Raw genomic sequence first — 16,717 nt, forward strand, 5'->3', positions numbered from 1 at the left:
ATTTAACATAATTTTCTAAATATAAAAATTTTGGAGTAAATTTGTCAAAAAATAGCTTGAAAAGAGAAATTAAGACCACAAACGACGGCAGTAAAACATTGTTTATCAATGATTTAAATGAAAACTATCATTCTCACCACGGAGCCCTTCAGGAAGCAGAACACGTGTTTATCAAAAATGGATTAAATTTAATAAATGATTACGAAATTAATATTTTAGAACTCGGTTTTGGAACAGGTTTGAATGTTTTGGTGACAATTAATGAATATTTAAAAACTGACAAAAATCATATCATCAATTATTTTACACTGGAAAAATATCCCATAAATGAATCGGAAATTAACGATTTGGCATATTTTGAGCTTTTCGATAACGAGGAATTTAAAAATATTTATCAAAAAATTCATCAAGCAGATTGGGAGAAACCGGTTGAAATTATTAATGGATTTAACCTAAAAAAGATACAATGTGATTTTTTCGATCTGAAAGACATTGATTTACCGAAGATTAACCTCGTGTACTACGATTGTTTCGGAGCCAGAGTACAACCCGATCTGTGGGAAAAACCTTTATTTGAAATGGTTTCCGACAAAATGGCTGTTAACGGACTTTTAACAACTTACTCATCAAAAGGCAGTGTAAGAAGAATCCTGCAGGAGCTGAACTTCCAGGTTGAGAAGAAACAGGGGCCTCCGGGAAAAAGAGAGATGATTAATGCGGTGAAACTGTAGGATGAAGTTTGAGGATGGGTGCAGGAAGTTTATTACTAACTATTGATGAGTTACAGTTTTTAATATTGAAAATTTTAATGATTTTAAAGACTTAATAGTAAACCTTTAGCTTCAAGCTTCCCTCACCCCGCCATTTTTTCAACAAAAATTCCTACATTAGCTTTACAAATTATTATATATGATAGACAAGATAAACATTAGAGTTTATGCCTGTGCTGTAAAGGATAAAAAAGTCCTTACATTATTTGAAGAATATGCCGGTGAACCTTTAATGAAATTTCCGGGTGGCGGACTGGAATATGGGGAAGGATTAATAGAATGCTTACATCGCGAATTCGATGAAGAACTGAATGTGAAAATAGAAGTAGTAGAACATCTTTATACGCAGGAAAATTTTCTGGTATCGCGTTTCAGAGAAAACGAACAACTTCTTACCATATATTATATAGTAAATATTGTAAACGAAGAAGATTTCCTGATCCTCGACCCTTGCATCGAAAAAACCGAATGGATGGACATCGATACCCCCCACAATCCGTTTCCTCTCCCGATAGACAAAATTGTTTTTGATAAATTAAAAGAAAAATTCCTGTAAAATACTTACAGGAATTTTTTATATATAATTAATTATTTTCTTGTTACTTTGAACTCGCTTGCTCCGGGATATGGCTGCAGATAGCCGGAATTCCAGTTGGATTGCAGTAAAGATTCCAAATACTCGTCGGTTCTGTTCTGATAAGGATCATATTTGTCTTTCAGGTCGATATCTGCCATTTTTCCTTTTACATTCCACCAGAAAGCGCTCCATCCACCTCTCAGTTCTTTGATGATTTCGTAGACATTCTTTCCAGTTGCCCTGTTCATCAGCTTTGCGAATACCTGTCCTTCTGTTGTTGTAAGATCTCTCAGTTGCTTTTCATACTGATCGGCCAACATATTCTGCCTGTCTTTGATGTATCTTCTTTTTGCTTTGCTGTCGAGATCAGTCATTTCTTTCTGGATATCTCTGTACTGCTGAAGTGCCGTAAGGAATAAAGGATACACTCTGTATAGCTTTTTATTAAGGAAAAAATAATAATTTCTGTCTAGTTGATTATTGAATTTCGGCTTGTTGATTAAAACCAGTTCATCCATGACAATTACAGTTTCTCCGTTGATTTCATACACCTTCATCTTCTGCCTTTCGTCATAGTAGTACTTTTTTCCAAATTCATCTGTTTTCAGTAATTCAGGAGGATATTGGCTTAAAGGTTTTGCGTACACAGAATCCTTCTGACCAAAAGCACTGACCCCAAAAAAGAAAAGAAAAAGACAAATAATCTTACTAAAATTCATTATTTTTACGCGTATTAGAACAAAAATTAAACGCAAAAATCATTCCTTTTTATGAAATTTGAGAAGAAATCTTTAAAATTTTTAGAAAAATATTTAAATACTTCATCGCCAACAGGTTACGAACAAGAAGGCCAAAAAATCTGGATGGACTACATCAGACCTTATGTAGATAAAATTGAAGTAGATCATTACGGAACTTGCTATGGCATAATCAATCCCGATGCCGAATTTAAAGTAGTGATTGAAGCTCATGCAGATGAAATTTCATGGTACGTAAATTACATTACCGACGACGGATTGATCTACGTAATCCGAAACGGAGGCTCTGATCAGCTCATTGCTCCGTCAAAAGTTGTTCACATTCACGGAGAAAACGGAATTGTAAAAGGTGTTTTCGGATGGCCTGCCATTCATACCAGAGCCAACCAGAACGAACCAATTCCAAAAATCGAAAATATCTTTATCGACTGTGGTGCTACTACCAAAAAAGAAGTTGAAGAAATGGGAATTTATGTCGGCTGCATGATCACCTATCCCGATGAATTCTTTGAAATGAACGACCGTTATTTTGTGTGCAGGGCTTTAGACAACAGAATCGGCGGATTCATGATTGCAGAAGTGGCAAGACTTTTAAAGGAAAATAAAAAAACAATCCCGTTCGGATTATATATTACCAATTCCGTTCAGGAAGAAGTCGGTTTGTATGGAGCTGATATGATCGCAGATACGATTAAACCGAACATTGCGATCGTTACAGACGTTACCCACGACACAACAACACCCATGATCGAAAAGAAAAAAGAAGGTGACCAAAAATGCGGAGCCGGACCGGTAGTTTTCTTTGCACCAAGCGTTCATCACACCATCAGAGAGTTGATTATTGATACGGCAAAAGCTAAAAAAATACCTTACCAGAGAGCAGCTGCAAGCAGAGCAACAGGAACAGATACAGATGCCTTCGCCCACTCAAACGGAGGTGTACCAAGTGCATTAATTTCCTTACCTTTGCGCTACATGCATACAACGGTGGAAATGGTATCTAAAGAAGACGTAGGAAATGTGATCAAACTGATCTATGAAACTGTTCTGAAGATCAAGCCTGAAATGAAATTGAAGTATCATTAACAAAAAGTAAAAAGATACAAGTAAAAAGTATAAAGTATAAAAAGTAAAAATGAAAACGAAGCTTATTGCTCCTTCCCTTTTATCTGCAGACTTTGGGAATCTGCAAAGAGACATTGAAATGCTGAACAATTCGCAGGCAGACTGGTTCCACGTAGACGTGATGGATGGCAGATTTGTTCCCAACATTTCATTCGGTTTTCCGGTGATGAAAACGGTTCAGCAGCATGCTAAAAAATTTGTAGATGTACATTTGATGATCGTAGAACCTGAAAAGTATGTAGAAGAATTCATCAACCACGGTGCAGACCTTGTTTCCGTTCATTATGAAGCATGTACTCACCTTCACAGAACCATTCACCACATTCAGAGCTTAGGGGCAAAAGCAGGGGTTGTTTTAAACCCTTCCACTCCGGTTTTAATGCTTGAAGATATTATCGCTGATGTAGATTTGGTATTATTAATGAGTGTAAATCCGGGATTTGGCGGACAGAAATTCATTGAAAACACCTACAAAAAAATCGCCGAAACAAAAGATCTGATTTTAAGCAACAACTCTACTGCTCTAATCGAAATTGACGGCGGAGTAAATCTTGACAACGCAGCAAAACTTTTCGAAGCAGGAGCTGATGTACTGGTTGCCGGAAATGCAGTTTTCTCGGCAGAAAGTCCTGAAAAAACAATTGAATTATTAAAGATTTAATCTTAATTCTTTACAACAATAAAAACAAAGGCAGCTCAATGAGCTGCCTTTCTTCTTGAAAATCTGAGCCTTTAATGGTTATTAGTTTGAAGACTTTAATGCTTGAATTTCCTTATTCTAATGCTGACGTAAAGATCACAATAAAAATAAATACAAAACATCCGTAAAAACACTGAATTTTAATGTAAGTATTTTTACTGAATTTAAAAATGATAAAAAAATTTTCATTTAGTCGGCCTTATTCCAGATGCAGGCGCAAACGGTCAGAACAATGGTTATTACGGAAAAAACAGTTCTGATATTATTTAAAAAATTCCATTTTCTTTCAAAGTTGTTGCGCATTTCTTTAATCGCTTCTGCAGATGAATTGACGATATCAAATTTATCCAGCTGATCATTCAATGGGACATTCCCGAACATCGTTACTCCGAAAACACCGATCAGATAAGCCAAAGTCGCCATTAACAAGAGGATGAAAACCAGATTTTGTCCGCGATACAAAAATGTTGAAATCGGAAGCAAAAATGCAGTTCCCATGAAACTTAGAAAAAATACAGGATTAAGAATTTCCCTGTTGATCGACTGCATAGATTTCAGATATTCACTGTCCGATAATTTTCCCAACCCAAGAACCACGGAACAGGAATAAGCGTAAAAAAGCCCTGCAATTAAGGCTGTGACAGTCGCTGTAATGATCAAAAGTATTGTCGTCATTTTCATATAATTTATTTTGGGATTGACATTTTAGCCTTAATAAAAATAATACATTAAAATGATTTTTATGTTGAATATTATTAAATAATAAATAGGAATTTTTAAGAATTTTCGGCACTTACTATATTAATTGAACTTTAAATATGCTTTTCTTCTCAGCTTTCCTTATTTTAGTCCGCAAAAGAAGGAAAGTGAAAGGAAAATTTATTTGTATTTTATCTTTGGGACTGGTTTTAGCAGCAGGAAAAATACATGCTCAAAAAGAAAATTCAGACAGCAAAAAAATGGAATGGTTTCAGGATGCCAAGCTGGGAGTCTTTATTCATTGGGGAATTTATGCTGTTGACGGTATCCCGGAATCCTGGTCATTTTTCAACAATTATACCAATCAGGAAAATTATATGAAACAGCTTAATGGTTTTTCAGCTGCTCAATACAAACCTGATGAATGGGTAAAATTAATCAAAGATTCGGGTGCAAAGTATGCCGTAATCACAACAAAACACCACGACGGAATCGCCCTTTGGAATTCAAAAGCAGAAAAAGCCACGACAATTCCAAAAAATTCTCTGGCGCAAAAAGACGTGTTGACTCCTTTCGTTTCCGAACTTAAAAAGCAAGGTCTGAAGACAGGACTTTACTTCTCCCTTCCCGATTGGATTCATCCTTATTATGATATTAACACAAAAATAAAAAAGCGCTATCAAATAAAAAACGATCCCCAACGCTGGCAAAATTTTGTCACTTATTATCAAGGACAATTAAATGAACTTTCGTCACAGTACAGCCCCGATCTTATCTGGTTTGATGGCGATTGGGAACATTCTTCAGAAGAATGGAAAGCTGAACAAACCTTAAAAAATTTAAGAAAATATAATCCGAATATTATCATTAATTCCAGGTTAAATAATCACGGAGATTATGAAACACCGGAACAGGGAATTCCTGTAATAAAACCACACTACGAGTACTGGGAGCTTTGTTACACAATGAATGACGCATGGGGATATCAACCTTTTGACACCAATTATAAAACTCCGAATATGATGGTAAGAGCTTTGGCAGATGTTATCAACATGGGTGGAAATTTACTACTTGATGTCGGGCCAAAAGCAGATGGCACCATTCCCGAGAAGCAGGTGGAAATCTTAAAAGCCCTCGGAAGATGGACTTCAAAACACCCTGATGCGATCTACGGAACACGGTCAGGACTACCTTTTGAAAATTTTAAAGGTAAATCTGCTTTTTCAAAAGACGGTAAAAAATTATTTCTTTTCCTGGAAGAAGCTAAAGATTTTACAAAAATTTACGGCTTACATTCAACTCCGGTATCAGGAAGAATTTTGGGTGACAGAAATGGTAAAGTTGATTTTAAAAAAGATAATCAGGGAAATCTTATGATTAATTTTTCTCAGGTTAACTTTGATCAGGACGTTACTGTTGTAGAATTGAGTTTTAATGAAAAAATAAAATTTAACGAAAATAGTAAAGAAGAAAATCAATCTTTATCTCAAATTTTAGAAAATCCAAATGTGAAACTGGCTGCTTTTGAAATTGCAGAACGGCTTCACGCAGGAAATAATATTTTTAATAATTCAGGCTTAACTGAAGATGGATTGGATATGAAAATTCAAAAAACATCAAAAACAAATCCTGAAGTTATGAATTGGATCAGCAAGCACGCCGAAGCTCTTTTTGAAACAGAAAAAGGTCTGCCAGACGGTCATTTTTCAGGAAATACGGTTTTATCTAAAGACAAACAAACCCTTTATATTTTCGTAGAAGGAACACCAACCGGACCGATCGCTTTGAAGGGAATCAAAAATGGGATTGCCAGAATCCGGATTGTGGGAGAAGGCACTCTTTTAACGCATCAAATTTTTAATAAACTGTATTGGAGCACTACTCCAGGAATCATTTATATCGATGTTCCCAAAGAAAAACTGGATAAGAATATGACTGTCGTTGCAGTTCTACTGGACAAACCTATTGAACTACACCGCGAAAAAGTGGGTGCAATCGAAAATAACCTATAGAATAAACATTGAACTTGTTTAAACTTCTCATAAAAAACAAAATCCGAAGAAAATTTTCTCCGGATTTTTTATGGTAAAGTAATTTTTCTTAGAAAATTTCTCTTCCTGAAAAATGGAATTTTGCTTCAATAAGAGCGTTTTCATCAGAGTCTGAACCGTGAACAGCGTTTTCCCCGATGCTTCTTGCAAACATTTTTCTGATCGTACCTTCAGCAGCTTCAGCAGGATTTGTAGCCCCGATCAAAGTTCTGAAATCTTCAACAGCATTATCTTTTTCAAGAACTGCGGCAACGATTGGCCCAGAGCTCATGAAATCAACCAATTCTCCGTAGAATGGTCTTTCAGCGTGTACTTCATAGAATTTTTTTGCATCTGCAACAGTAAGTTGAGTCAATTTCAAAGCTTTGATTTTGAAACCACCTTCTGCAATTTTACCTAATATAGCACCGATATGTCCATCTGCAACTGCATCAGGCTTAATCATAGTGAATGTAATGTTAGACATAAATGTATATTTTTTTAATGGCGCAAAAATACAAAAAATATCTTTTACTTTAATTTTAAAATAATTTTAACATAAAAATAACTTTTATTAAGAAATCATGAACCAAACTTTGGCACAGTAATTGTTTATTCTATTGCGATTCTCATGTTTAATTTGAGTTTTCATGGTTATTAGTTTTTACCCAGCTTCGGCTGGGTTTTTTATTGGCCGATGTTTCCCAAATTTTGCTCCTAACTGGAAGAATATTAAATAATTAAACCACCGTTTAATTAATGGAAAATTTCATATTATTTTTCATTAACAAAAGAAAGGTTATTTGTGAAATAAACTTTAACGCAAAAAAACACAAATATATTTTCTGTTTTTAATGAAAATTTTTCACATATTAATTCTGCTCAGTAAAACTTTACTAAGAAATTTAAATGAAATATTTTAAAATGTACTATTTCTGAGAATTTTCTTCCGCCTCTTCCATCAGCTTGATGTAGGTAGAATATCTCGAATGTTGAATTTCTCCGGTTTCAAGGGCATCAATTACGGCGCATTTTGGCTCATTGATGTGAAGGCAATTGTGAAATTTACATTCTTCCCTCTTTTTGAATATTTCCGGAAAATAATGCTGTACTTCTTCTTTTTCGATGTCGATCATGGCAAATTCGCGGACTCCGGGTGTATCAATTACATTTCCGCCGAAATCCCAGAAGTGCATCTGTGCGAAAGTGGTCGTGTGCTTTCCTTTTAAATGGGTATCGGAAATTTCTGAAGTTTTTAAGTTCAATCCCGGCTGCAATGCATTCACCAACGTAGATTTCCCACATCCTGAATGCCCGAAAAACACTGAAGTTTTATCCTTGAGAAGCTCCTGCAACTGATCTAAATTTAACCTTGAATAGGAAGAAATCTCCAAAGAATCATATCCTATTTCACTATAAAGAAATTCTATGTCTTTTACAATTTCGATTTCTTCTTCATGCAAAACATCAATTTTGTTGAATAAAATCAATGGAATAATATTATATGCTTCACAACAGGCCAAAAATCTATCCAAGAAGCCGAGAGAAGTTTCAGGATGTTTTAAAGTAAAAATGAAACATGCCAAATCGATATTGGAGGCAATGATATGGGCTTCTTTTGAAAGGTTTACGGATTTTCTGATGAGATAATTTCTGCGGGGTTCGATTTTGGTGATCCATGCAATATCATCCTGTTCCAGCTGAAATTCTACAAAATCTCCTACAGCAAGCGGATTGGTAAGTCGGGTTTTAATTAATTTAAACTTCCCCCGAATTCTGGCCTCGAAAATTTTATCGGTTTCCAACTCCAAAACCTGATACCAGCTTCCTGTAGATTTAATGATTTTTCCTTTCATAAATATTATTGATGCAAATATAGGAAATTAGGATTAGGTTTGAAGGTTTGAGAATTGGGAGTACATATTTTATAACATATTAATAAACTCTCCAACTCTAAAACCCTCAAACTCCCAATGCAATCACCTGTCAATCATAATATTGTTCTGAACTTCAATCGATTCTTCGTGAATAGTCTTGAAAACCTTCTCAATAAATTCCTGTGACATCCCCGTTTCCTTTGCTTTTTGAGTTGCATATTCCGTGATTACTTTCCAACGTTCCGGCTGGAAGATGGCAATATCATTCTCTTTTTTAAGCTTACCTATTTTTTCGGAAATTTTCATCCTTTGGGAAAGAAGTTCGATCAACTGGAAATCGATATCGGAAATTAATGTTCTGTGTCTTCCCATATCTCCTTCAAAACCAGCCAAATCGGTACTTCTCATTTTTAAATTACCAATTAATTCCGCTAATACTTCAGGCGTAATCTGCTGAGAAGCATCACTCCACGCTTCATCGGGATTGCTGTGTGTTTCAATAATCGCACCTTGGTAACCTACGTTTAAAGCTTCCTGGGTAATATCTGCCAAACCAGTCCGGTTTCCGCAAATGTGGGAAGGATCGATTAACATTGGAATATTAGGAAACTGACTCTTGAAATCTAAAGCAATCTGCCAATTTGGATTATTTCTGTATTTTGTTTTTTGGTACGTAGAAAAACCTCTGTGGATCACTCCCAGATTGGTAATTCCCTGTCCTAAAAGTCTTTCTAAAGCACCGATCCATAAAGCCAAATCAGGATTTACGGGATTTTTTACTATAACCGGCTTATCGGTACCTCTTAAAGCCATCGCAATTTCCTGAACTGTAAAAGGATTCACCGTTGATCGCGCACCGATCCAAAGGATATCTACATCAGCTTCAAGAGCCGCAAAAACGTGGTGAGCATTGGCAACTTCAGTCGCGGTTTTGAATCCGTACTCCTCTTTTACTTTTTTCAGCCAGTTTAGACCAATTACTCCTACTCCTTCAAATCCGTTGGGTTTTGTACGTGGTTTCCAGATTCCCGCACGGAAAATCGGAACATTCGCATGAGTTTCCTTAATTCTCCTTGCCGTCTCCAACATCTGAGCTTCACTTTCTGCACTGCATGGTCCCGCAATCATCAATGGCTGTGAAAACTCATTGATCCATTCGTTTTTTAAATCTTTTAAATTCATATCTTAATTTATTTTTATTCTTTTTTCTTTACTGCACATCATACCCATTGCATTATAAAATTACTTTATAATTCTTTTCAAAAAATGCCGTTAAAATTTTTTAAAGGAATCAGGAAATAAGAAGAAATCTATTATTCCTGTATTTTTTTGGAAAGAAATTTATACTAGCAATACCAATAATAAAATCGATAATACGTTCTGAAATTTCTAAAATAAGAAAATGAAAAACTAAAATAACCGCTAAAAAAATCAGCGGGTGTAAAAGCAGACATGTATGGTTTTAATAATTTTTCCACTTTTAAATAAGTCTCTTTCTAGCTTTTCTAAGTTATTTGCTTTTTATCAAAAAATGATTTTTCGAACAAATATTTGACAAATATATAAAATTTATTTAAATACAAGCTTGGAGTGATTCTAAATTTTAAATGATGTGAGAATTTCACTTTGTCAAAAATTTTATTTTTACAAAGGATAAGTCTATGTCAAATCAAATCTCATTAAGTCGTCAAGATCTTTTAATAAAGGATTTTTATCGATGAATTTTTCGAAGATTTTTCTTTTGGTCATCACTTCAACCTTCAGGTTTTCAAAGTCTCTTTTATACTCTATTTCAATGGCAAAGTTGTGAACTTTTGTTTTAAAATGATTGAAAAAAGCCCTGCTCACCTTATCAAATTCAACCTTTGCGGAATCTGACGGATACAAGACCGTAATCTTATTTTCGTCTGATTTCAGCATTTTGAATGTCTTAATGGCGTTGAAAACGAATGTATCTTTGGTTTGAAGTTGTTTCAATAATAGGTTCCATTCCATTTGCAGATCTGTTTCTGTGAAATGGTTTTGCGGAAGATCTTCGGTTTTCACAACAGTACTTTCTTCTTCCTCAGGCTTCTCTTCTTTGTTCATTAAAGAGCTGATGCTGATTCCGGAAGAAACAATCTGTTTAGATAAAGGCTTTGTCGTTTTTTTAATCTCAACCTCCTGAACCATGTTCAGACTAATTACCGTTTCTGCCTTCTCTTCTGTTTTTTTCTCCTGAGGTATTTCAGGAAGCTTTACCTCCTGCTTTTCATGAAGAAACGGGGCTAATATTATAAACTTTTTTTTTTAGAAACGTCTGAATTAGCCGTCAGAGAAGCCAGTTGCATGAGAGCAATTTCTACTGTCAGTCGAGGATTTTTTGAATTTTTATAATTAATATCCGCATGATTACAGATCTCTATAGCATCGATTAGCTGTTGAGCATTCCAGTTTTGCGCCTGCTGCACAAATTTGGATTTTGTTTGTTCGCCAACCTCAATAAGATCAATGGTAGACGCATTTTGAGCCATCATCAAATCTCTGAAATGATTTCCTAGCCCTGCAATGAAAATATGCGGATCGAAACCTTTTTTTACAATTTCATTAAATGCAAAAAGTACTTCAGGAATTTTGTTTTCTTTGGCTAAATCCACCACTTTCAGATATTGGTCATAATCCAAAATATTTAAAACCTCTGCAGCTTTTGCAAGGGTAATATTTTTTTGGGAGAATGTAGAAAGCCTGTCAAAAATAGATAAGGCATCTCTTAGTGCGCCATCTGCTTTTTGGGCAATTAAATATAATGCATCATCTTCATACTGAATATTCTCTTTCTGAGCAATATTCCTAAGATGACCCTGGATATCTTCTATGGTGATTCTCTTGAAATCGTAAATCTGGCAACGTGATAAAATCGTAGGAATGATTTTGTGCTTTTCCGTTGTAGCCAAAATAAAGATGGCGTGAGCCGGCGGCTCTTCAAGAGTTTTAAGGAAAGCGTTAAAGGCAGCAGAAGACAGCATGTGAACCTCGTCTATGATATATACTTTGTATTTACCAACCTGAGGCGCAAAACGAACCTGATCGATCAGTTCCCTGATATCATCTACAGAGTTGTTCGAAGCTGCATCCAGTTCATAGATATTGTACGCAAAACCGTCTTCTGAAACTGAACCATCCTTTTCATTGATCTTTCTTGCCAAAATTCTGGCACATGTAGTTTTTCCTACTCCTCTTGGTCCGCAGAACAATAAAGCCTGAGCTAGCTGATTTTCTCCAATCGCATGTTCTAAAGTATCCGTAATGTGTGATTGCCCAACAACAGTGTCAAACTCCTGTGGACGATACTTTCGTGCAGATACGATAAAATTTTCCATTGGCCAAAAGTAAGAAATATAGTTCTAATTTGAAAATTAAAAGTTTTCAAATTATCCACAAAAACTTATTTATTGGTCAATAGGAAAACTTTTTTTCATCATTATTTTTCTTCGTATGCGAAATCAATGATCTCGATGATTGCTTTTTCGATCTCTTTTCTACCTTCATCTGTTTTCAGATCAATACCGCAGAATTTGCTTGCATTGTACCCTGTGTAAAGGTTCAGATAATACGCTCCGGAAACAAGGAGTGCAGCAATCGCACGGTATCTCGTAGATTTGTCTTTGAAATGCGGATCGACAATGTTGGTAAAAAGCAATTCTCCGATCTCTTCTCTCTCATCGGCAATTTTTTTCAAAATAGGCTTGTTTTCAGAAAGTCCCCAAAGGATAATTTTCTGAAGCTCCTTATTTTTCTTAATGTGCTCAAACTGATTGAGAATCGCTACTTTAGAAAGTTCTTTACCACCATCGGAGAAATCAACGTGGATGTTATCCTGGTTCATCTTACTCCAATAATCCTGAGACTTGATATACTCATCTATGAGTTTCTCGGTACTTCCGAAATACTCATAGATAAGTTTTTTATCAAAACCCGCTACAGCAGCTATCTTACTCACCTTCAGACCTGAGTAGCCTTTTGTTCTTAAAATTTTTCCAACTGCGGCAAGCAGTTTTTGTTTTGTTTTTTCTTTATCCCTTATTGGGCCTTGTACAACTTTTCTAGGCATGTTGTTATTATTTTTTTGCAATATGCAATTTTTTATCGATATCCTCAAACGCGTTGAGTGTTTTATCAAGATGTTCCCTCTTGTGAGTGGCCATAATACTCATCCTGATACGTGCATCTTTTCTCGCTACTGCGGGATATATTATTGGGTTTGTATAGATGCCTCTTTCAATTAGTAGCTTTCCGACGTCACCTGTTACATGCGGATCACCAATTTTTACAGGAATTACTGCAGAACAAGTTGTTCCCGTTTCCAATCCGAGGTCATTCAACCCTTTTTTGAAGTAGTTGATGTTCTCCCACAGCTTTGCACGCCACTGCGGTTCTTCATCTATCAATTCAATGGCTTTTACAATTCCCATTGACGACGGAGGCATTGTTGCAGAAAAAATCTGCTGACGAGACTGGAATCTTATAAATGTCGCCAGTTTCTCATTCGTAATCACATATCCTCCCAAACTACCGAATGTTTTACTGAACGTTCCGGTAATAATATCTATTTTATCCAATAGACCCGTATCTTCTATTGTTCCTCTTCCCGTTTTGCCTAAAATCCCTACTCCGTGTACATCATCAATCATCAGGTAGGCATTATATTTTTTAACTAATTTATAAATTTCCTCGATAGGTGCAGTATCTCCATCCTGAGAATATACTCCATCGATTACTACCAGCTTGGTACGATACATACTTTCAGAAGTTTTCAGAATATTTTCCAAAGCTTCCAGGTTGTTGTGAGGGAATGTTTTTCTGTTGGTAAGAATACATCCTTCATATACACTTGCATGCACCGCCATATCAATGATGGCAATATCTTCTTTCTGAAGCAGGATCTGCAAAGTCGCACTATTAGCAGTATATCCTGTAGTGAAAATCACCGCTTCGTCCTGAGACCTACCAAAAAAAGAAGCTATTTTTGCTTCTAATTCGTTGTGGTACAGATAATATCCACCAATAAGCGGAGTTGCCGCTGTACCCGTTCCATATTTTTCGATACCTTCTATCGCTGCCTGCTTTACTTTTGGGTGCTGAGTAAACCCTAAATAATCGCTGGTAACGAAACTAATGTATTCGTGTGTTGCATTTTCCGTGCCAACATTCATTACCGAGCTGCATCCTGTGTTATTTCTCAGTCTGTATCGGTGTCCGTTAGACTTCATATAATCCAGGAAATCGTAATATATTTCTGCACGTTGCATCATATCATATCCGGGGATATTCTCGAAGTCTTTAAAAGTTGCTGTTGAAAAGTTAATGTCCATCCTTATATTGTTAGCTGTTAATATAACAAATATAGGACTATTTTAAAAGAAAATCTACGTATTTACTAGTAAAATTTATTATGTGTGAAATATTTTTATTAAAAAGTCTTAAATGTGGGATATATTCATAATATACTTCGCTAATTTTAATTAAAAAAATAAAGGCAATTTTCAATCCAATTCATTATAAATTAAATGGTTAATTAACAAATTAAATCATCTAAATCAATAAAAAGGGAACTATTTTAAAAAAAATTAACAAAAAAAATGATGTATTTATTCTACCCGAAAAGTCAGTTTTTATGTCAGTTTTTGTTCCGATTTAAAGTAGAGTTATTAAAAAATAATTCACAAAACCGACATTATTTTACCTGAAGACTTTCACTGAAAGCCATAATTGAGTTTTTTACTTTCAATTTTTCAAGAATATTTTGACGGTGTCGGTTTACCGTATTGATGCTTATGGAGAGAGAATCAGCGATTTCTTTGCTTGTAAACCCCTCTCCCACGTACTTTAAAACTTCCAGTTCTCTTGGCGAAAGAATTTTTTTATAGACCAGCTTATCTTCCACCACCACTTCTCCTTTTGTAGAGTTGATAATCAGGAATTCTGACGGAAGTTGTGGAGACTGATCCAAAGCGAAATTGTACAGGCAAAGCGCAAATCTCAATTTCAGATTGTAAGGCGAGTAAAAATAAAACATCCGGTGCTGAATAAACCTGTAAGCCTCATCTTTGTCCTTCATCCGTATTCTCGACAAAACACTGAAATCCTGTCTCTCATTGATTTTCATTGATTTTAATAATTTAAAGAAACGCAACTCGTGGATATATTTCTTGAGTTTGTCGTCTGGATGAATTTTCTTCAGGATTTCTTCCTCCCAAATGGAATCGATTAGGACAGGGTTTTCATGGAAGTTTATTCCCAATTCCGAGCTTGTTTTTGAGGAATATACCCAGCTTTTATTCAATTGCATATCACTCAGCACTGCGATAGAATTTTCCGTTTGAGAATAGGTGAAAGCAATCGCTTTGTACACTTCAATATCCAGCAAACAGTTTTGTCCGGAATTCTTTTGAAGCAGGGTTTTGTTCAGTGTTTCTACGATTTCCATAAAATGGTTATTTATCAGTATTGATGAAACTCGCTTTTAATTTTACATTTGCTAAAATAATAATTTACATTCAGTTGTACATCAAAATAAACGATGAGTAGAATATTTTTAAGTCTTTTTGCGTTACTAATTTTTAATAAAAACTTTGGACAGACATTAGAAAAAATGTCGTGGTTCAATGAACCGGAAAAATGGGAAATTAAAAATAACAAATTAACCATGCTTGTCACGCCGCAAAGTGATTACTGGAGGATATCACATTATGGTTTTACGGTTGATGATGCGCCTTTTTTATATACAACGTATGGAGGAGAATTTGAAGCAAAGGTAAAAATATCAGGGAATTATAAGGCCAGATTTGACCAAATGGGATTAATGCTGAGAATTGACAAAGAAAATTACATCAAGGCCGGGATAGAATTTGTAGATGGAAAATACAATCTCAGTACGGTTGTCACTCACAAAACCAGTGACTGGAGCGTGATAACTTTAGACAAAACCCCTTCGGAAGTCTGGATAAAAGCCGTCCGCAGACTGGATGCTGTTGAAGTATTTTATTCTTTTGATGATAAAAACTATGTTATGATGCGAAATGCTCATCTTCAGGATAACTCTCCTGTGATGGTCGGTTTAATGGCTGCATGTCCTGATGGAAACGGCTTCAGTGCTGTTTTTGAAAATTTTAAGGTCAAACATCTTCCGGACGAACGTCGCCTGAAATGGCTTAAAAATAATCAGTAGATTGAATTAAGATTCAATATAAAGTCAATTTTTATTTACCTCTCAGCAATGGGAGGTTTTTTATTATTCACTCAATATTTCCCGAAACTTTTGAATAGCATAATTTCAGAAACTTTTTCATCTTTAAAAGTAAGGGAGAGGATAATTTTTTTGCCGAGCCAGGTTTTCCCGACTTCATAAGTCCAGGTGATACTTCTGAAATAATTGAAACCGTTGAAAGGACATCCTATTTCTTTCACAATTTCACGGCGGGTTTTCCCCACCAGATGGTTGTAATTTTCTTTTCTCATATTGTGCTTTTTATTAATATGACAAAAAAGAGACCAAAAATTTAAAAACTTCTGATCTCTAATACAAGACAAGTATTACTTCTTTATAGTAAAAAAGGATCTCACAATCAAAAGAGATCATACCTGTTTACTTATTAGAGAGGTATTAATCATTAAGCAAAATTTAACTTGTCATGAAAACTTATGTGCAAAAATAATGATGTAATGCTATGAATAATAATATTTTGCGTAGTAATAATTCTAATTTTCTGTAGAATTTTTACTACAAAACAGTCTTTTGATGAAATTTTTATTAAAATAATCCGTAGCATTCAATTTTTGTCACGGATTACTGTAATAAAAAAATACTTATGTAAAAATTTTACGGATCATTAAAAGGCTGAAATCTCTTTTGGGAACGGAGGTAGCTCCAGCCTTTTTAATTTGTATTTTTAGAATGTATCGTTGTGTTTTTCTTTTCTATTGAAACATTCAATTCAGATAGAGGAAAACAATGACAAATTTATGTGGACTTTCATCATAAATCAAATAATTTCTGTAGAAATAAATTCACATCTTGTAGAATTATAACTACAAAAAAAGCAAAGAAAAAAATACTATTTATTAAACAATAATTAGCACATACCACAAAAATCACAATAATAATGACGATTTTAAAGAAATATTACATTTTTATACCGTTTT

At 34.9% G+C, this 16,717-nt stretch carries 17 protein-coding genes; 6 read left to right on the top strand and 11 right to left on the bottom strand.

Features of this window, described 5'->3' with window-relative positions:
- The first annotated feature begins 56 nt into the window (after window positions 1–56).
- Window positions 57–731 (top strand): tRNA (5-methylaminomethyl-2-thiouridine)(34)-methyltransferase MnmC2, encoded by a 675-nt coding sequence (gene mnmD, locus BMX24_RS07590; RefSeq protein WP_089791432.1) that lies wholly within the window; start codon window positions 57–59, stop codon window positions 729–731.
- Between the two features lie 178 nt (window positions 732–909).
- Window positions 910–1,326, top strand: a complete 417-nt coding sequence (locus BMX24_RS07595; RefSeq protein ID WP_089791433.1) for an NUDIX domain-containing protein — start codon at window positions 910–912, stop codon at window positions 1,324–1,326.
- A gap of 32 nt (window positions 1,327–1,358) precedes the next feature.
- Here BMX24_RS07595 and BMX24_RS07600 read toward each other — a convergent pair whose 3' ends face one another.
- Window positions 1,359–2,066: a DUF4294 domain-containing protein gene (locus BMX24_RS07600; RefSeq protein WP_089791434.1), complete on the bottom strand. Its 708-nt coding sequence runs from the start codon at window positions 2,064–2,066 to the stop codon at window positions 1,359–1,361.
- Window positions 2,067–2,117: 51 nt separating this feature from the next.
- Between BMX24_RS07600 and chrP the strand changes: the two genes are divergently transcribed.
- Together chrP and rpe are read left to right on the top strand one after the other, a co-directional pair.
- Window positions 2,118–3,191: a chryseobasin maturation metalloprotease ChrP gene (gene chrP / locus BMX24_RS07605; RefSeq protein ID WP_089791435.1), complete on the top strand. Its 1,074-nt coding sequence runs from the start codon at window positions 2,118–2,120 to the stop codon at window positions 3,189–3,191.
- Between the two features lie 49 nt (window positions 3,192–3,240).
- Window positions 3,241–3,891 carry a ribulose-phosphate 3-epimerase gene (gene rpe / locus BMX24_RS07610; RefSeq protein ID WP_089791436.1) on the top strand — a complete coding sequence of 217 codons (651 nt, stop codon included), beginning with the start codon at window positions 3,241–3,243 and terminating at the stop codon, window positions 3,889–3,891.
- 228 nt (window positions 3,892–4,119) lie between these two features.
- On the opposite strand, the gene chrI is transcribed toward rpe, so the two are convergent.
- Complete coding sequence (gene chrI / locus BMX24_RS07615) at window positions 4,120–4,611, bottom strand: chryseobasin maturation helper ChrI (protein WP_089791437.1); 492 nt, start codon at window positions 4,609–4,611, stop codon at window positions 4,120–4,122.
- Window positions 4,612–4,796: 185 nt separating this feature from the next.
- Between chrI and BMX24_RS07620 the strand changes: the two genes are divergently transcribed.
- On the top strand, window positions 4,797–6,641 hold the full coding sequence (locus tag BMX24_RS07620) for an alpha-L-fucosidase (protein WP_228404719.1): 1,845 nt from the start codon (window positions 4,797–4,799) through the stop codon (window positions 6,639–6,641).
- An 88-nt stretch (window positions 6,642–6,729) separates the two neighbouring features.
- Here BMX24_RS07620 and BMX24_RS07625 read toward each other — a convergent pair whose 3' ends face one another.
- From BMX24_RS07625 to BMX24_RS07660, 8 genes are all read right to left on the bottom strand, one after another.
- Window positions 6,730–7,146: a nucleoside-diphosphate kinase gene (locus BMX24_RS07625; protein WP_089791439.1), complete on the bottom strand. Its 417-nt coding sequence runs from the start codon at window positions 7,144–7,146 to the stop codon at window positions 6,730–6,732.
- A 442-nt stretch (window positions 7,147–7,588) separates the two neighbouring features.
- Window positions 7,589–8,515 (bottom strand): ribosome small subunit-dependent GTPase A, encoded by a 927-nt coding sequence (gene rsgA / locus BMX24_RS07630; protein WP_089791440.1) that lies wholly within the window; start codon window positions 8,513–8,515, stop codon window positions 7,589–7,591.
- Window positions 8,516–8,638: 123 nt separating this feature from the next.
- On the bottom strand, window positions 8,639–9,718 hold the full coding sequence (locus BMX24_RS07635) for a chorismate mutase (RefSeq protein ID WP_089791441.1): 1,080 nt from the start codon (window positions 9,716–9,718) through the stop codon (window positions 8,639–8,641).
- Window positions 9,719–10,195: 477 nt separating this feature from the next.
- Window positions 10,196–10,708 (bottom strand): hypothetical protein, encoded by a 513-nt coding sequence (locus BMX24_RS07640; protein ID WP_228404721.1) that lies wholly within the window; start codon window positions 10,706–10,708, stop codon window positions 10,196–10,198.
- A 101-nt stretch (window positions 10,709–10,809) separates the two neighbouring features.
- The gene (gene dnaX / locus BMX24_RS07645) at window positions 10,810–11,895 is read right to left on the bottom strand and encodes a DNA polymerase III subunit gamma/tau (protein ID WP_089791442.1); all 1,086 of its coding nucleotides are present in this window, start codon (window positions 11,893–11,895) and stop codon (window positions 10,810–10,812) included.
- Between the two features lie 101 nt (window positions 11,896–11,996).
- Complete coding sequence (locus BMX24_RS07650) at window positions 11,997–12,626, bottom strand: TetR/AcrR family transcriptional regulator (protein ID WP_089792816.1); 630 nt, start codon at window positions 12,624–12,626, stop codon at window positions 11,997–11,999.
- A 7-nt stretch (window positions 12,627–12,633) separates the two neighbouring features.
- Window positions 12,634–13,887 carry an aminotransferase class I/II-fold pyridoxal phosphate-dependent enzyme gene (locus tag BMX24_RS07655; protein ID WP_089791443.1) on the bottom strand — a complete coding sequence of 418 codons (1,254 nt, stop codon included), beginning with the start codon at window positions 13,885–13,887 and terminating at the stop codon, window positions 12,634–12,636.
- A 362-nt stretch (window positions 13,888–14,249) separates the two neighbouring features.
- Window positions 14,250–15,002 carry a response regulator transcription factor gene (locus tag BMX24_RS07660; protein ID WP_089791444.1) on the bottom strand — a complete coding sequence of 251 codons (753 nt, stop codon included), beginning with the start codon at window positions 15,000–15,002 and terminating at the stop codon, window positions 14,250–14,252.
- Window positions 15,003–15,095: 93 nt separating this feature from the next.
- Between BMX24_RS07660 and BMX24_RS07665 the strand changes: the two genes are divergently transcribed.
- Window positions 15,096–15,743, top strand: a complete 648-nt coding sequence (locus BMX24_RS07665) for a DUF1349 domain-containing protein (protein WP_089791445.1) — start codon at window positions 15,096–15,098, stop codon at window positions 15,741–15,743.
- A 71-nt stretch (window positions 15,744–15,814) separates the two neighbouring features.
- Here the strand turns inward: BMX24_RS07665 and BMX24_RS07670 are convergent, their stop codons facing one another.
- On the bottom strand, window positions 15,815–16,033 hold the full coding sequence (locus BMX24_RS07670) for a hypothetical protein (protein WP_089791446.1): 219 nt from the start codon (window positions 16,031–16,033) through the stop codon (window positions 15,815–15,817).
- Between the last annotated feature and the right edge of the window lie 684 nt (window positions 16,034–16,717).

Source organism: Chryseobacterium wanjuense (assembly GCF_900111495.1).
GTDB classification, from domain to species: domain Bacteria; phylum Bacteroidota; class Bacteroidia; order Flavobacteriales; family Weeksellaceae; genus Chryseobacterium; species Chryseobacterium wanjuense.

Bases quoted from the DNA above. Each gene is read 5' to 3' on its own strand.
- BMX24_RS07625 (WP_089791439.1), bottom strand. From the start codon at position 7,146: ATGTCTAACATTACATTCACTATGATTAAGCCTGATGCAGTTGCAGAT.
- BMX24_RS07595 (WP_089791433.1), top strand. From the start codon at position 910: ATGATAGACAAGATAAACATTAGAGTTTATGCCTGTGCTGTAAAGGAT.
- rsgA (WP_089791440.1), bottom strand. From the start codon at position 8,515: ATGAAAGGAAAAATCATTAAATCTACAGGAAGCTGGTATCAGGTTTTG.
- rpe (WP_089791436.1), top strand. From the start codon at position 3,241: ATGAAAACGAAGCTTATTGCTCCTTCCCTTTTATCTGCAGACTTTGGG.
- BMX24_RS07660 (WP_089791444.1), bottom strand. From the start codon at position 15,002: ATGGAAATCGTAGAAACACTGAACAAAACCCTGCTTCAAAAGAATTCC.
- chrI (WP_089791437.1), bottom strand. From the start codon at position 4,611: ATGAAAATGACGACAATACTTTTGATCATTACAGCGACTGTCACAGCC.
- chrP (WP_089791435.1), top strand. From the start codon at position 2,118: ATGAAATTTGAGAAGAAATCTTTAAAATTTTTAGAAAAATATTTAAAT.
- dnaX (WP_089791442.1), bottom strand. From the start codon at position 11,895: ATGGAAAATTTTATCGTATCTGCACGAAAGTATCGTCCACAGGAGTTT.
- BMX24_RS07655 (WP_089791443.1), bottom strand. From the start codon at position 13,887: ATGGACATTAACTTTTCAACAGCAACTTTTAAAGACTTCGAGAATATC.
- BMX24_RS07665 (WP_089791445.1), top strand. From the start codon at position 15,096: ATGAGTAGAATATTTTTAAGTCTTTTTGCGTTACTAATTTTTAATAAA.
- BMX24_RS07600 (WP_089791434.1), bottom strand. From the start codon at position 2,066: ATGAATTTTAGTAAGATTATTTGTCTTTTTCTTTTCTTTTTTGGGGTC.
- BMX24_RS07635 (WP_089791441.1), bottom strand. From the start codon at position 9,718: ATGAATTTAAAAGATTTAAAAAACGAATGGATCAATGAGTTTTCACAG.
- BMX24_RS07650 (WP_089792816.1), bottom strand. From the start codon at position 12,626: ATGCCTAGAAAAGTTGTACAAGGCCCAATAAGGGATAAAGAAAAAACA.
- BMX24_RS07670 (WP_089791446.1), bottom strand. From the start codon at position 16,033: ATGAGAAAAGAAAATTACAACCATCTGGTGGGGAAAACCCGCCGTGAA.
- BMX24_RS07640 (WP_228404721.1), bottom strand. From the start codon at position 10,708: ATGGTTCAGGAGGTTGAGATTAAAAAAACGACAAAGCCTTTATCTAAA.